Origin of the sequence: Rhodococcus sp. 14-2483-1-1, assembly GCF_002259335.1 — a bacterium.
Lineage (GTDB): Bacteria > Actinomycetota > Actinomycetes > Mycobacteriales > Mycobacteriaceae > Rhodococcoides.
On sequence record NZ_NPFX01000005.1, the window covers coordinates 231,407 to 246,653 of the forward strand.

15 protein-coding genes are annotated in these 15,247 nt (G+C 63.3%); 2 read left to right on the forward strand and 13 right to left on the reverse strand.

The genetic code is table 11. From position 1 onward, the window contains the following. Positions 1 to 26 precede the first annotated feature (26 nt). From CH294_RS04625 to CH294_RS04645, 5 genes are read right to left on the reverse strand one after another with little or no spacing between them, the layout of a single operon-like run. Positions 27 to 1,421, reverse strand: a complete 1,395-nt coding sequence (locus CH294_RS04625; protein ID WP_094737114.1) for an aldehyde dehydrogenase family protein — start codon at positions 1,419 to 1,421, stop codon at positions 27 to 29. Between the two features lie 6 nt (positions 1,422 to 1,427). Next, positions 1,428 to 2,219 carry a coniferyl-alcohol dehydrogenase gene (locus CH294_RS04630; RefSeq protein ID WP_094737115.1) on the reverse strand — a complete coding sequence of 264 codons (792 nt, stop codon included), beginning with the start codon at positions 2,217 to 2,219 and terminating at the stop codon, positions 1,428 to 1,430. Between the two features lie 19 nt (positions 2,220 to 2,238). Then, positions 2,239 to 3,498, reverse strand: a complete 1,260-nt coding sequence (locus tag CH294_RS04635; RefSeq protein ID WP_094737116.1) for a cytochrome P450 — start codon at positions 3,496 to 3,498, stop codon at positions 2,239 to 2,241. Continuing rightward, entirely contained in the window at positions 3,495 to 5,042 is a 1,548-nt protein-coding gene (locus CH294_RS04640; RefSeq protein WP_094737117.1) for an acyl-CoA synthetase, read from the reverse strand. The genes CH294_RS04635 and CH294_RS04640 overlap by 4 nt, the downstream gene beginning before the upstream one ends. A 17-nt stretch (positions 5,043 to 5,059) precedes the next feature. Further along, positions 5,060 to 5,461 carry an SCP2 sterol-binding domain-containing protein gene (locus CH294_RS04645; RefSeq protein WP_032367170.1) on the reverse strand — a complete coding sequence of 134 codons (402 nt, stop codon included), beginning with the start codon at positions 5,459 to 5,461 and terminating at the stop codon, positions 5,060 to 5,062. Positions 5,462 to 5,667: 206 nt separating this feature from the next. Between CH294_RS04645 and CH294_RS04650 the strand changes: the two genes are divergently transcribed. Beyond that, the gene (locus CH294_RS04650) at positions 5,668 to 6,279 is read left to right on the forward strand and encodes a TetR/AcrR family transcriptional regulator (RefSeq protein WP_052047992.1); all 612 of its coding nucleotides are present in this window, start codon (positions 5,668 to 5,670) and stop codon (positions 6,277 to 6,279) included. Here the strand turns inward: CH294_RS04650 and CH294_RS04655 are convergent. Both CH294_RS04655 and CH294_RS04660 read right to left on the reverse strand, forming a co-directional pair. After that, the gene (locus CH294_RS04655; RefSeq protein WP_249305047.1) at positions 6,270 to 7,418 is read right to left on the reverse strand and encodes a CaiB/BaiF CoA-transferase family protein; all 1,149 of its coding nucleotides are present in this window, start codon (positions 7,416 to 7,418) and stop codon (positions 6,270 to 6,272) included. The two genes, CH294_RS04650 and CH294_RS04655, sit on opposite strands and share 10 nt — an antisense overlap. Next, positions 7,411 to 8,274, reverse strand: a complete 864-nt coding sequence (locus tag CH294_RS04660) for an SDR family NAD(P)-dependent oxidoreductase (RefSeq protein ID WP_094737118.1) — start codon at positions 8,272 to 8,274, stop codon at positions 7,411 to 7,413. The genes CH294_RS04655 and CH294_RS04660 overlap by 8 nt, the downstream gene beginning before the upstream one ends. A 152-nt stretch (positions 8,275 to 8,426) precedes the next feature. Here CH294_RS04660 and CH294_RS04665 point away from each other — a divergent pair, with 152 nt between their 5' ends. Next, on the forward strand, positions 8,427 to 9,476 hold the full coding sequence (locus CH294_RS04665) for an MBL fold metallo-hydrolase (protein WP_094737119.1): 1,050 nt from the start codon (positions 8,427 to 8,429) through the stop codon (positions 9,474 to 9,476). Position 9,477: 1 nt separating this feature from the next. Here CH294_RS04665 and CH294_RS04670 read toward each other — a convergent pair whose 3' ends face one another. The 6 genes from CH294_RS04670 to CH294_RS04695 are packed head-to-tail and all read right to left on the reverse strand — an operon-like array spanning position 9,478 to position 15,235. Continuing rightward, on the reverse strand, positions 9,478 to 9,984 hold the full coding sequence (locus CH294_RS04670; RefSeq protein ID WP_052047991.1) for a hypothetical protein: 507 nt from the start codon (positions 9,982 to 9,984) through the stop codon (positions 9,478 to 9,480). After that, positions 9,981 to 10,511: a hypothetical protein gene (locus tag CH294_RS04675; RefSeq protein ID WP_141216441.1), complete on the reverse strand. Its 531-nt coding sequence runs from the start codon at positions 10,509 to 10,511 to the stop codon at positions 9,981 to 9,983. The genes CH294_RS04670 and CH294_RS04675 overlap by 4 nt, the downstream gene beginning before the upstream one ends. 17 nt (positions 10,512 to 10,528) lie before the next feature. Then, positions 10,529 to 12,028, reverse strand: coding sequence for an MlaD family protein (locus CH294_RS04680; protein ID WP_094737121.1), 1,500 nt, complete (start codon positions 12,026 to 12,028; stop codon positions 10,529 to 10,531). Further along, positions 12,025 to 13,125 (reverse strand): MCE family protein, encoded by a 1,101-nt coding sequence (locus tag CH294_RS04685; RefSeq protein WP_094737122.1) that lies wholly within the window; start codon positions 13,123 to 13,125, stop codon positions 12,025 to 12,027. The genes CH294_RS04680 and CH294_RS04685 overlap by 4 nt, the downstream gene beginning before the upstream one ends. Further along, positions 13,125 to 14,243, reverse strand: a complete 1,119-nt coding sequence (locus tag CH294_RS04690) for an MCE family protein (protein ID WP_094737123.1) — start codon at positions 14,241 to 14,243, stop codon at positions 13,125 to 13,127. The genes CH294_RS04685 and CH294_RS04690 overlap by 1 nt, the downstream gene beginning before the upstream one ends. Further along, complete coding sequence (locus tag CH294_RS04695) at positions 14,240 to 15,235, reverse strand: MCE family protein (protein WP_094737124.1); 996 nt, start codon at positions 15,233 to 15,235, stop codon at positions 14,240 to 14,242. The genes CH294_RS04690 and CH294_RS04695 overlap by 4 nt, the downstream gene beginning before the upstream one ends. Positions 15,236 to 15,247 lie beyond the last annotated feature (12 nt).

A 15,247-nucleotide genomic window follows, 5' to 3' on the forward strand; every position in this document is an offset into this window, starting at 1 on the left:
TGTCCGAACTACTCGAGGTCGATGGGTCAGAAGATCCTTCTCATGATCTTCTTGGCTCGATCGGTGTAGGGCGGATAGATGACTCGAATGTCCGGCTTGAGGGTCTTCGACAGCACGGACTTTCGGTGACTCAAGGTATGGAAACCCCATTCACCGTGGTACGCACCCATACCGCTGGCACCGACACCGCCGAACGGAAGCGCGGCCACGAGGCAATGCAGCGCAACGTGATTGATGACGACTCCGCCCGCGGGAATTCTGTCGGTCATGTCTCGGGCGGCCTTCTTCGACGAGCTGAAGATGTACAGCCCCAACGGCTTCGGTCTCCGGTTGACGAATGAGATCGCATCCTCGGTCGTACGGTAGCCGACAACCGGAAGAATCGGACCGAAGATCTCGTCCGACATCGCCGGTTCCGCCACATCGGGATCGACGATGATGGTCGGCTCGATGGTCAGAGCACCCTCGTCGACGCCACCGCCCGTTACGATTCTGCCCTTCGTTTCCGCGATGTACCCGGCAAGTCTGTCGAACTGTCGTTTGTTGACGATGCGCTGGCCACCGACCTGATCGGACCTGAACTGCGCCACGGTCGCAACCAACTTCTCGACCAATCGGTCGCGCACCTTCTCGTCGACCAGAACGTAGTCGGGTGAAATACACGTCTGCCCGGAGTTGAGCAGCTTGACCCACGCGATCCGCCGTGCGACCACGTCGAGATCCGCATCGGCGGTCACGATGGCCGGACTCTTCCCTCCGAGCTCGAGAGTGACCGGCGTCAAAGTCGGTGCCGCCGCTGCCATGATCTTGCGGCCGACCTCGGTGCCACCGGTGAACAACGCGTGGTCGAATCCGAGCGCGAGCAATTCCTGAGTTGTCGCTCCGTCGCCCTCGACGACGATGACGGCGTCGGGATCGACGTACTGCGGCAACAGTGTCGCCAACAGTGCCGAGGTTGCGGGTGCAAGCTCGGAGGGCTTGACCACGGTGCAGTTGCCTGCGGCAACCGCCGCGATCAGCGGTCCCAGCGTGAGGTAGACCGGGTAGTTCCACGGTCCGATGACGAGAACGACTCCGAGCGGCTCGTCCTGAACCCACGCCGAGCCCGGAAGTTGATTGAGCGGCAAACGAACTCGCTCGGGCTTCATCCATCGGCGCAGGTGCTTGATCGCGTACTCGGCCTCACCCTTGGTCGACGTCAGGTCACCGAGCCAGGCCTCGACGGGACTGCGCCCCAGGTCCTTCGCCAACGCCGCGGCGACATCGGCCTCCCGTTCGGTGACGAGGCGAACGATGCCCTCGAGCTGCTTCAGTCGCCATTCGATCGGCCGTGTCCGGCCCGACGCATGTACTGCCCGCAACGCCTGCACACGTCGTTCCAGTGCAGGCGAGGACATTTCGCGAGTCTCTGTCGTTGTCATGTCGGCTCAGAACTCCGGTACCGGCACCGAGCCGGACAGAACCGCGCCACCGGTTCCGCCGTCGACCGTGATCGTCTCGCCGTTGACCCACCTCGCGGAGTCGGAGGCGAGGAACAGAACGACATCCGCAATGTCCTCCGGGTTCGCGTGCCTGCCGAGCATCGTTTCGAGTCCGTCGATCGTGTCGTCACCCATGGTCTCGCGGAAGTCCTTCAGGATCGGCGTGTTCACCGGGCCCGGCAGGACGGCGTTGATACGAAATCCCATCTCGTGCAATGCCAGTCCCATGGACATGACGTAGACCGTGGTGACTTCCTTCGACCAGTTGTAGGCATTGCCCTGCTGCGGATTGCTCTTGAACCACTGTGCACCCTCCTCGAAGGTGTCGGTGGCGAGAACCTCACGAATGGTCTCGAGACGCTGTGGCCAACCGAAGCCCGCCGTGGACGAGACCACGACCACGTTGCCCTGCTCGCCAAGCCGATCGAGGAACGATTCCGTGAGGTGCCGGACCGCGAGCGAGTTGACCGCAAAAACCGTGTCGGCAGGCGCGGTTCCGGGGACGCCAGCCACGCTGAGCAGCGCGTCGAAGGTACCGTCGACCTGTTCGATGGCCGCATCGATGCTGGATGGATTCGCCAGATCCACCTCGATGTGCCCGGTGACCGCTGCGGTCGGGGTGTTGCGATCGAGGCTGAACACCTCGGCACCTTCGGCAAGAAGCTTCTCGGCCACGCAATGGCCGATCCCTGATGCGGCACCGGTGACGACGTAGCGCTTTCCCGCGAATTCTGACATGTCTTGACCTTCCGAAAAGCTAGAGGGAGTACGGCAGTGATTTCACTGCGTGGACGAAGTTGCCGGCCAAATACGTCGGTTCGCCGACGGTGAGGCCGGGAGCGCGATGCAGCAGCTGATCGAAGATCTCGCGCAGTTGCATCTTCGCCACGAAATTTCCCATGCAGAAGTGCGGGCCACCACCGCCGAACCCTTGGTGCGGGTTGGGGTTTCGCGAAATATCGAACAGGTCCGGACGATCGAATACCTTCTCGTCTCGATTGCCCGACGAGTAGATCATCGCGACCCAGTCACCTGCCCGAATGTTCTCTCCACCGAGCACGGTGTCCTGGGTGGCGGTACGCCGGAATGTCATGACCGGAGAGTTGTAGCGAACGAATTCCTCGATCGCAGTGCCGATTCGGCCGTCGAAATCTCCGAGCAGGAAGTCTCGCTGGTCCGGATTCAGTTGCAATGCGCGCTGAGTGAGGCTGATCGTGTTGCGCGTCGTGTCGTTTCCTGCGACCGACAACAACACGAAGAACGATCCGATCTCTTCGTCCGTCAACTTCTTGCCATCGACCTCGGCGTTGACCAGGTTGGTCATCAGGTCGCTGCGCGGGTGCGCCCGACGCTCGGCGGCGAGGTCCATTCCCAACATCAACAGACTGACGAGGGCGTCGTTGAGTACCTCACCCGGTTCTCTTCCGGCAGCGACGTCCTCGTCCGCCCACGAGACCATTCCGTCGGCATGGTGTGCAGCCTCGTTGCGTTTGTCTTCATCGTCGAGACCCATCATTTCGTAGATGGTCCACATCGGCAGACGCTTGGACACCTGCGTGACGAAGTCTCCCGACGGTGTCTGCAGAACGTCGTCGACGATGCTGGCGGCCTGACGCTTGATCTGATCGTGGATCTTCGAGACCTGCTTCGGGGTGAACGCTGCGCTGACCAGTTTGCGCAGAGCGCCGTGGCGCGGCGAGTCCATCCCGAGGAACGACCCAGCTGCCTCCAGGATGTCGTCCGGGACTTCCTCGAACTGGAAGCCCTGTCCCGAGCAGAACAGCTCCGGATGCTTGCTGACCTCGGCGATCAACTCGTGTGAGGTACACACCCACACACCGTCGTTCTCCGGCGGCATGAGGCCACCCTCGAGCGGAGGGTGCCAGCTGATCGGTCGTTCCCGACGGAGCACCGAGAACGTCTTCTCGCGTTCGTCGGCAGTCGACGCCCAGAAACCGAGGTGCGAGACGGACAGCGGATCGTACGACCTACGAGGACTTTCGACGACAGACGTCATGACGACACCGCTCCTTGCACCTGGTAGGACTTTTCCAATTCACGCTTGACCAATTTGCCGGTGGGTGTGCGAGGCAGTTCGTCGACGAAATCGACCGAACGTGGTGCCTTGAATCGAGCGATGCGGGCGCGCACGTACTCGATGATCTCCTGCCCCAACTCGTCCGACGGCTCGACGCCCGGCTTGAGTTGAACGACAGCCTTGACCGACTGGCCCATCTCCGCATCCGGGACCCCGATGACCGCGATATCGAAGATCTTGTCGTGCATGGCCAGTACGTTCTCGATCTCCTGCGGGTAGATGTTGACCCCGCCGGAGATGATCACGAACGACTTTCGATCCGTGAGGAACAGGTAACCGTCGTCGTCGACGTATCCGAGGTCGCCGACGCTCGTCCACGTCGGATGATGCGGGTGGCGTGCTTCGTCGGTCTTCTTCTCGTCCTTGTGATAGACGAACGGCATGGTCTCGCGCGCGAAGTAGACCGTTCCGATGTCACCCGGATTCGACTCGTTGCCTTCCTCGTCGCAGATGTGGAGGTCTCCGACGACCGCCTTACCGACCGACCCGGGCTTGCGCAGCCACTCGGCCGAGGACACGAACGTCATGCCGTTCTGCTCGGTGGATCCGTAGTACTCGAACAGCACCGGGCCCCACCAATCGATCATCGCTTGCTTCACTTCGGGTGGACACGGTGCCGCGGCGTGAACGGCCAGCCGAAGACTGGAATGGCCGTAGCGGTTCCGCACGTCCTCGGGGAGCTGCAACATGCGAACGAACATCGTGGGAACGAATTGCGCGATCGTTGCGCCGTACTTCTCGATGGCCGCGAGCGCGCCCTCCGCATCGAATTTCTCCATCATCACGACCGTGCCGCCGAGCGCGTGGACGGCACCGGACCACTTCAACGGAGCTGCGTGATAGATCGGTGCCGGTTGCAGGTACACGTCGTCGGGGCCGACCTCGAACATGTGGCCCAGCAGTCCCGCGATCGGGTCGCCCGGCTGATCGACCTGGATCGGAAGCATGGCCGAGCGGATGCCCTTGGGCCGACCTGTGGTTCCGGAGGAGTACATCATGTCTGCGCCGCGCGGACGATCGACGAGCGGAATGCCGCCCTGGCTCAGCAGGTCGGAGTAGGACTCGTAACCCTCGATCGCGTCTCCGAATGCGTAGGCGTGCATCAGCGTCGGCAACAGTGCGCGAACGTCTGCGCCCAATCCGGAGAGAGCACCGGACACGAACAGCACCTTGGCATCACAATCGGTGACGATGTACGCCACCTCGTCGGCTGCGAGATTCTTGTTGACCGGCGTGATGTAGAAGCCGGATTGCATTCCAGCCCAGTAGATCTCGAATACCTCTGCGGCGTTGTCGGCAAGGATCGCGATGCCGTCACCCTTCCGAAGACCGAGGCGATGCATAGCGGAGGCGAGGACGGTCGAACGCCGGTCGAGTTCGCCGTAGGTGACGGTCTCCCCACTGCCTGCGAGGATGACCGCCGGCTTGTCCGGGTTGGACTTGGCATGGATGCCGGGATACATGTCTGTTCTCAGCCCCTTCAGACCAGCAGGTCGTCGCGGCCGTCGGCCTGAAGGGCCGCGACGTAGCTCGGATACAACTTCTTGCCCAGCGGTGCCAACTTCAGCAGGGACGCGACGTTGCCCTCGACCTTGATCTTGCTCTTGGCCATGGCCAGCGGCAGGTTGACCTTCCCCTGCCAGTACGCGTTGCCGGTGTCTGCGGACATCCGCATGGTCGCGGTCGAGGCGGACGATTCGTCGCCGCCCGTGACCTCTCCGGTCGTGGTGTCGATGACCAGGATCGACTCCGGATCGGTGTAGATCGTCTTGAGCACGATGCCGGTGTCCCTCAGCTTGGGACCGATCTCCGCGTCTGCGAACGCGGCCTCGAAGATTCCTCCGAGATACTTCTTGACCTCGTTCGAGTCTGTGAAGCTCACTGCTAAACCTCCTGGTAGACCGCCAGAATCATCTCTTTTAATCTTTGTTTGATTAGAAACAGATGCTGGACAAGCGAGTCGGAAACCCTCACACCTTGGCGCACCTGTGCGGTGCGTCACACGAACATAACTCGACTTACGGAATTACGCAAGCCTCGGACGGCCGAGGTTTCGGCAGGACCATGCCTGCCCCGTATCATCGAACGGTGAACGAACGAACATCCGTCCCGGAGCACCGGCCCGGGCCACCGCCCCGAGCCGGTGGCGACCTGAAGCGGCCGTTCTTCGAACACGCCCTCGTGTTGTTGGCCACGGTCGGCTACGGAGGCTTCAAGCAAGCCGCCCTGTGCAAATCCCTCGGTGTCACCACCGGCGCGTTCTACCACAGCTTCGGAGGGTGGAAGGATTTCTGCACCGAATTCCTCGACTTCTGGTATCAGGAACGAACCGTGCGGATCGCCGAAACCGCTCAGGCGCACAGCGATCCGGTCGAACGGTTGGGAATGCTCGTGGAGGCAGTCGGAAATCTCCCACACCGTGCCGAGGCCGCCATCCGCGCTTGGGCCGCAGTCGATCCCACCGCGGCGCGCGTTCAACGAACGGTCGACCTGCAGCGGTACGACGTCGCCGAAGAAGCGTTCGAGCACGTCGTGTCGGACCCGCAGCTCGCGCGCCGCTACGCGCTCGCCGGGGTCGCGATGCTCACCGGGTTCGAACAATCGGTGTTGCACGACGAGGATGCCGCGGACCTCGAATGGTCACTGCGACTTCTGCTCGACGCCGCCCGTCGGGATGCGCCGTCGACTCCTCAGCCCTGAAAGGCCGCTCCGGACTCGAGCAACGGCTCAGGATCGACACCCCACTGCAGTAGTACGTCCTCGGTATGCTGCCCGACCGCGGGCGGCCCCGCCGTGACGGCCGGTTCGATGCCTGAGAATCTCGGCGCAGGCATCGGCTGCACCAGGCCGTTGTCCCGCACCACAGAACCACGGCCGCGGATGTGCGGATGATCGAGCGCCTCCAGCATGCTCAGCACAGGTGACACGCACGCGTCGGTACCGCCGAACACCGCCGTCCATTCCCGTTGCGTCCGAGTCATGAACGCAGACGCGATCACCGATGCCGTTGCCGCCCAGGTGCTCCTGTCGTTCTGAGCACCTGGGTCCAGTCCCGTCACGCCGAGTCCGTCGAGCAGCAGCGCATAGAACTTCGGCTCGATGGCTCCGACTGCCATGTGTCGGCCGTCCCGGGTCTTGTACACCCCGTAGTACGGCGCTCCGCCGTCGAGCATGTTCACTCCGCGGGTATCGGACCACGTACCGGTGTTCATCAGAGCGTGGGTGCCGGCCAGCAGGTGCGCAGTGCCGTCGACGATCGCCGCGTCCACCACGCGACCACGCCCGGTCACCCTCGATTCCAGCAATGCCGCCAGGACGCCCATCACCAGATAGGTACTGCCGCCACCGAAGTCGCCGACGAGGTTCAGCGGAATCTGCGGAGGGCCGCCCGCATCACCGATGGCGTGGAGAGCGCCGGTGATGGCGATGTAGCCGATGTCGTGCCCGGCGCTGGTGGCCAGCGGACCGTCCTGACCCCAACCGGTCATCCGGCCGTAGACCAGCGCGGGATTGCGTGCGTGGCAGTCGTTCGGTCCGATTCCCAGCCGCTCGGCGACGCCCGGCCGCCCGCCTTCGATCAGAATGTCGGCACGCTCCACCATCGTCAGCACGGCATCGACCGCATCGCGAGACTTCAGGTCGAGACCGATCGAGCGTTTGCCTCGGTTGAGGATGTCCTGCTCCGGCTTTCCTGGGAACACTCCGAGTCCGCCGGGACGTTCCACCCGAACGACCTCGGCACCCATGTCCGCCAGGGTCATTCCGGCGAACGGGGTAGGTCCCATTCCCCCGATCTCGAGAACCCGGATGCCCGAGAGGGGTCCGGGGTGCTCAGCCAAGAGGGTTCGATCCCACGCGCGCGCCGCTCAGATCGGTGATCTCCGACCACCGTTCGGCGACGACACCGACCGACGGGGGCGTCTCGAACCTGACGCCGTCGTTCTGGAACTGAGCAACCCGATACACCGCTCCGCCGCCCGCGACGAAAACCGAGCCCGTGGTGGTCGACTCCTCGGTCAGCAGATATCCGACCACCGGTGCCACGAAGGCGGGCGGAAGCGTGTCCAGAAGGTCCTGGGGAGCGATGCCTTCGGTCATCCTGGTTGCGGCCATCGGCGCGACCGCGTTGACGAGAATGTTGCTTCGCTCCCCCTCGATCGCCAGCGTGTTGAGCAACCCGACCAGCCCTGCTTTGGCGGCGCCGTAGTTGGCCTGACCGAAGTTCCCGAACAAGCCACTCGTCGAGGTTGCCATCACGATTCGCCCGAATCCCTGTTCCTTCAGGTGCGGCCACGCTGCGCGAGTGATGTTGAAGCTGCCGTACAGGTGCACCTTCATCACGGCGTCCCACGATTCGGGGGTCATCTTGACGAAGGACCCGTCACGGAGGATTCCCGCGTTGTTGACGATCCCGTGGACCGCTCCGAAAGTCGATATCGCAGTATCGATCACCCGCTGGGCACCGTCGGTGGTCGAGATGTCATCGTAGTTGGTGACCGCCTCACCGCCCGCGTCGCGGATTTCGGCGACCACGTCGTCCGCCATCGCAGAACCGCGTCCCGAACCGTCCTTGGATCCGCCGAGGTCGTTGACGACGACCCGAGCGCCTTCCGCGGCCGACAGCAATGCGTACTCGCGGCCCAGTCCACCGCCGCTTCCCGTGACGACCACGACGCGGTCCTTGACTCCTGGCATGTCGATTCTCCTTGGCATTCGAGTTGATGTTCGAGATCACCGGCCGATCGACGGCGTCCATCGATGCGAACCTCGCATCGTCGACACTTTTTATCACATGTTAAATTCGATGAGAATGCCCGACCCGTTTCACCAGCGAGGGAGTACCGGCCGTGAATGGATCCACTCGAGCACCGGAGTGCACAACCACCACACCTCCGATCGAGGTGGGCCAGTGGGAATTCGTGGCCGACAACGTCCTGCGAATACCTCTGCCCCTGCCGATACCGGAACTGAAGAGCGTCAACTGCTACGCCCTGTTGGGCACCGACGGAGTCACCCTGATCGACCCGGGTTGGGTGTCCGAGGACACCGAGCAGTCGCTGAACACAGCTTTGACAGAGGCCGGCTCCTCGATGGACGAGGTCTCGACAATGCTTGTCACGCACTCGCATTGGGACCACTACACCCAGGCATACGCACTGCACCGAGAGCGTAGAACCACCCTGCTGCTCGGACGGAACGAGCAGCACAGCATTCGGGCGTGGGCCGAACTCGACGGGGCATTCCCGAACCAGGTCGGATTGCTCGACGGGGCAGGCGCGGACGAACATGCGAGACGACTCGAAGCCACGCCGGTTGCCGACACCGAGAAACACACGGCGTACGGGCATCCGACCCAGTACCTCGACGGGGACGAGAACCTTCGACTGTCCGGAACCGTCGTCAAAGTACTGTCCACACCGGGACATACACGCGGACACCTGGTGTTTCACGACAAGACGAGCAACCTGTTGTTCAGCGGCGATCACGTACTGCCCCGGATCACCCCGTCGATCGCTTACGAGCGCTCCCCGGACCGGATGGCCCTACGGTCCTACCTGACGTCACTTCGACTGCTCGTCGATCATGCTCCGGCCGAGATGATGCCGGCCCACGGAATCCCGCAGCCGGTCGTTCACGAGCGAGCTCAGGAATTGATCGACCATCACGAAGCCCGACTACGTGAAGTACACGAACTGATCGACGCCGGAGCATCGACCGGACTCGCCATCGCGTCGGCCATGAAGTGGACCAGACGCAACATCGGTTTGGCCGAACTGGCCCCGAACCAGCAGTGGACGGCGATCCTCGAAGCCGTCGCGCACGCAGACCTCCTCGAATGGCGCGGCTACGTCTCCCGAACCACCGACGGCCCGACGGACTCGTACCGCCCACTCTGACTCACACCGGGTGCAGGTCCGAGATCTTCCATCCCTGATCGGTATCGACGAGTGCCACGACGACTCTGCTGCCGGCAAGAGCGGGTGCCGGATCCGCGGTGGTGGTCGTCGTCTGGTTGACGAACATGAGCAGGGTCGCGGAATCGACGTCGACGTCGACGATCGAGGACTCCACCACGGTGGCGTCGGTCGTCACGCCCTTGTCCTTGGAGGTCGGGGCGATCACCGTCGTCGAGAGCTCACCGAACTGGTCCTTGAACTCCCCGGTGAGTGCATCGGACGCGTCGGTCAAGGCAGTATCGACCGTGTCGGGTGTGTAGGAGAGCAGACGCGGAACCTGTTCGCCCGCAACCGCCGTCGCCGCTGTCCGTGCGGCACTGATCTGCTCGTCCGTACGGGCCTCGGACCAGGTCCAGGCCGCTCCTGCGATCGCTCCGACCGTCAGCACTCCGAGAATCGACGCGGTGACCTTCGCGGTTCGCCGCGACCACCGCCCAGGACGCCTCATGCGACGAACTCCACGTTCGACACGAGCCAGGACTCGTCGATGTGTTCCAGGCTGATCTTCATGCGATACGTCCTTTCCTCCCCATCGGGAGCTTCCGTGTTCTTCACGGTGGACGTCACTGCCGCCAACACCGTCGCGGCGTTCTCGTCCGACGTGACGACGCCTGCTTCGTTCACCTGTCCCGTCGAGTCGACCTGCCCGTCACCGAGTACCTTCTCGAAACTGCCGGACACATCGGAGAATTGGTTCCGAAAATCACCCGTCGTCGATGCCAGAATGCGGTCCAGGTCGTCACGAGCGGACGAATAACGAAGCGTGACGAGATTGACCGCAGCGGCGCGGGCAGTGCTGAGCACCGCGTCGTTGCGAGCGGTGACCTCACGACCGTCGCGGCTCTGGACGGTGAACACAGTCGCCGCGGCCACTGCACTCACGAACAGTACGAGCAACACCGCGCACAGCGCGGTCAGCCGGCGGCCGGCGCCGTTGCCTGCGGTGGATGTGCCCTCTGCACCGGAATCCTCCACCGGCTCATCCTGTGTCGCTACTTCCTCAGTGGGGTCAACCACAGATCCTGCCATGTTCGAAGCTCCTTTCCATTGTTCGTGTCGTCGACGCCGGAGAGCGTGTACATCTTTCCGTCGGGAGCGAAGAAGTTGCCCGTGGACGGGTCGTACGGCACCGATTCGCCCGTGTCGCGGAACCCGAACATGCCCTCCTCCGCTTCGGTCGTGGGTTCCGTTGCTGCCGGCACCGACTCGGCAACGGGCGCAGCCGGAGCGACCGGAGCGACCACGGGCGTAGGCACGGTCTGGCCGGGGCCCGTGGCACCGTTGGGGCGTGCCAACATCTCGGCCCAGGTCGAGGGCAGCCCGCGGGGGCAGTTGGCCACCTCTGCTGTCCGCACCGACCGATCGGTAGCACACGGCTGGTTTCGCGCACTGCGCACCGCACGTGGATCATCCTGAGGGAGTGTGCAATACGCATTGGTATCGGGGTCCATGGGCGAGGTGTCGGACGGGTCGCGGCGCTCGATACCGCCGAACCCCTCCGTGCAGGGTGCAGGCCGCTGTGTACTGCCGAGCTTGACATCCAGTGGACCCTGCCCCCGATCGGGATCTCCCCCGAGCGGGAATTCGCGGAACACGTTGCCCACAGCCGAGGACAGTGCCGGGTAGACGACCAGAACGTGTTCGATCCCGGGGAGATTGACCTGTGCAACCTGACCGACGGTCTGCAGGTTCGCCAGCATCATCGGTAGGGCCGGCTGGAGTTGGGTGAACGCAGAGCTCACCGTGTCGGCAAAGCCGGGACCGACGTCGAGGGTGTCGCGGATCTGCGCGTCGTTCGCCACCAACTGCTCGGAGAACCCGTTCAGATCCGACACCGAGGACAGCGTCTGTGGGCGAACGTCGATGCCGGTGTCCAGCAACGGTTCCGAGTCCTCGATCAGGCGGACCGTGGGATCGACGTTCGCCAACGCGAGTGAGACCAACGACTGGGACGAGTCGAGCAGCCGCGCCAGATCCGGCCCGAGACCGTTGAAGGCGTCGAACGATTCGTCGATCGTCGTACGCAGGTCTTCGCCGGGAACCGACGCCAGTAGAGCCTGGGCGTTGGACAGCAGCGTTCCCGTCGAGGTCGGCACCGACGTCGAGTCGACCGAGACTTCGGATCCGTCCACCAGGAACGGGCCGTCCTCCGATTCCGGTGTGAAATCCACATACTGCTCGCCGATCGCGGAGACGCTCTTGACGGCGGCTGCAGACGACGCCGGGATCGAATACTCCGAGTCGATCTGGAGCTCGGCAACCACATCGGTCGGCGTGACCGAGACACTGCGGACCAACCCGACGTCGATGCCGCGATACGTCACGATCGCGTTCTCGTACAGCCCCGCCGCATCGGCGAAATGGGCCTCGACGGTATAGGTCCCGATCCCGGTGACCCGTTTGAGTCCGAGGTAGTTGTAGGTGACGTACGACAGGCTCACGACCGTCAGGACCAGAAACACCACCAACTGGGCACGAACGAACTTGGTCATCGCGGTTCCTCTCCGCCCACGGGAGCGAGCAACGGGTCGACCGCGCCGGTGGCCGTTCGTATTCCGAGCAACGAGGCCGGGTCGGGAATGCTGCCGAGTACGTCGTTCTGCAGAGTCGGAATCGAGATGTCGAGATTCATGAACAGGTTGATGTAGTCACCGCGAATCGTGTTGGCGGCCGTCGTGACCGGGAACGGAATCGTGCCTGCAATGATCAACGAATTGGCCAGTGTGGAGCCGGTCGCAGCCAGTTCGGTCAACGTGGGAGCCAGGTTGGCCAGGTTGGCGGTCAGATCGTCCTTGCTCGCGTCGAGTGCCTCGTTCGCCACTGCGGCCGCCGATCCCACCGACCCGAGCATGTCGCGCAGTAACTGCTGCTGGTCGTCGAGCACTTCGAGCGCCGGTTGTATCGACGTCACCGCCCGGTCGATGGTGCCCGTCTGAGAAGCGAGTTCACCGCTGAGCCGGTCGAGTGAGTCGATCGCTCTGACGATGTCCTGACGCTGCGAATCGAGACCGTCGACGAAGGTGGCCACCCGGCCGAAGAGAGCGTTGACCTCTTGCTCGTTGCCACCGAGCGCAGCGTTGGATTCTCGGGTGATCGTTCTGATCTGCTGCAGTCCACCACCGTTGAGCAACAGCGAGAGCGTGGACAGCACCGCTTCGGTTTCCGGAAAGCGGCTGGTCCGCGACAGCGGGATGACGTCACCGTCGCGCAGCTGCCCGACGGTCTCCTGCCCCGCCGGCGTGGCGAGTTCCAGGTACTGCGCACCGAGCAGGCTCTTCTGCGCCAGCGTCGCCGTGGAGTTCGAGCCGAGATGCGCATCCTGCCGAAGATCGACGGTCAGTACTGCGATCGAAGAATCGACCCGAACCGATCGAACGGTTCCGATCGTGACGTTGCCTGCCTTCACCTCGGAGTTACCGACCAGGTTCTGCACGTCCGCCATCTCGACCTCGATCGTGAACACCGGCTCTCCCCCGGTCGAGTTACCAGGAAGCGCAAAGGAATTGAGTCCGTCGAACGAGCATCCCGTGACCGCCCCCATGGCAGCCAGTGTTGCCGCAGCGGCGACGCCGCGTACACGCCTGTTCATCAGCGTTCACCTTCTTCGGGGCTGTCCGCGGCCGGTGCCGGTGGAGCCGCGTACGCAGCCACGCCACCGAGTTGAGCTGCGATGTCGGCACATTGATTCTGGGGTGCTCCCACGGTCGTGAGCAGTCCGCAGATGAAGTTGAGCGGGTCGACCCGATCCGGCACCGCCAATGCTCCGGTCAGTGAATTGGCCGACGGATCCCAGATGTTGTACAGGTTGGACAATGCTGTCGGTGCCACGTGCAGCAGCTCGGCGATGTCGTCCTCACGATTGACCAGAAGCTGCGTGATGTCGACCAACTGGGTGACCTCGATACTCAACTGGTCCTTGTTGTCCGCCACGAACGTGCGCACCTGCTCCATCGCCGGAACCAGCTCCTGCAGTGCTGCATCGAATTCGGTTCTGTTGTTGTTCAACAGAATCGACAGGTCCGCCAACTGCCGAACGAAACGATCGACTTGTTCGTCGTTGGCCGAGAGCGCGGAGACGAAAGCCTGCAGATTGCGGACCGTCGCGAAGATGTCCTCGCCGCTGTCGTTCAACGTGGTCGTCGCCTCGGACAGGCTTCGCACCGTTTCTCCCAGTGTGGAGCCGTTGCCGGACAGCGCGTCTGCCGACGAGGCCAGCAGCTCGTTGACCGAACCGTCCGCGTTGAGACCTTCCGGGCCGAGATCTGCCGTCAGCTTCGAGAGCTGGTCTTTGAGTTGGTCGAACTCCACCGGAACCGCGGTGCGCTCGACGGGAATGGCGGCACCGTCGCTCAACGTCGGCCCACCCGAATACGTCGGAGCCAGTTGAACGTAACGTCCTGTCACGAGCGTCGGGGCGACGATGGCTGCGCTCGCATCGGCGGGCACGTCGTACGCGCTGTCGAACGTCAGGTGCACACGAACGGTTGCGCCCTGGGGAGTGATCGCGTCGACGGTTCCGACCGGGACACCGGCTATGGTGACCGGGTCTCCCTCGTACAGCCCGACCGAGTTGGTGAAATCGGCGGTGACGCTGATCTTCGACATATGTCCCACGGCCACGATCGCCACCGATGCGAGTAGAGCGCACACGACCAGACCGATGACCAGAGGTCCGGTGGCGGGCATCCATCGACTCGCGCGCTTCATCGCTCTCCTCCGAAGCTGTTGGGGAGCTGACCACGTAGATCGGTGGGGACGACGTTCTGGATGATCACCTGGAAGTAGGGACCGGACGCCACCGACTCGCCCAGTTGCCGTACGAACGGGGCAGCCCTGGTCAAGCTCTGGTTCAGGTTGTCGTAGTTGTTCTGCAGCAGCTGCGCGATCTTGTTCAGCTGGTCGAGTGTCGGCCCGATCTGCTCACGGTTCTCCGACACGGTCGCCGTCAACTGTGCCGATACCGATCGAATGTTCAGTAGCAGCGAGTGCACGGTGTCCGACCGCTCGTTCAACGAGGTGAACAATGCTTGGCCATCGGTGAAGAGTTGCGAGAGTTGGGTATTGCGCTCGGCGAGTACGCCGGTCACTCCGTCGGCGTGCTCGAACAGTGAGTGCAACTCGTCGTTTCGGGACGAGACCGTCTGCGAGAGCCGGTTCACGCCCTCGAGTGATCCGCGCAGATCGGCGGGCAATCGATCGAAGACCTGACCGGCGGTGTCCAAGGTTCCCGACAGGTCCGGCACATCGGTGTCCGTGACCGTTCGGGTCAGATCCGACAACGAGGTACTGACGTCGAAGCTGGCGCGCGTGCGCTCACGTGGAATGGTCGAGCCCGGCCGCAGCACGTCGGAACCGGCCGGCTCCAGATCGAGATAGCGTCGTCCCAGCGCGGTCTGGACCTTGATGGCGGCCTCGGTTCGGTCGCCGAGAACCACGTCGGTCGTCGTCGCCGAGAACTCCACCTCGACGACACCGTCGTCGAGTCCGATGTCGGATACCTTTCCGACCTTGACACCGCTGATCTGCACGTCGTCTCCTGTGTGCAGACCCGAGGCATCGACGAACTCCGCTGTGTAGGTGTTGCTTCCGTTCAGGAACTGGAGCGAGTCGAAGTTGAAGGCAACGACGAGCGCGAGAACTATGCCCACTGTTCCTGCGATCCCGATGGGGACCGGGTTCCTGTCTCGGAACGGCTTCATTTCTGGTACCCC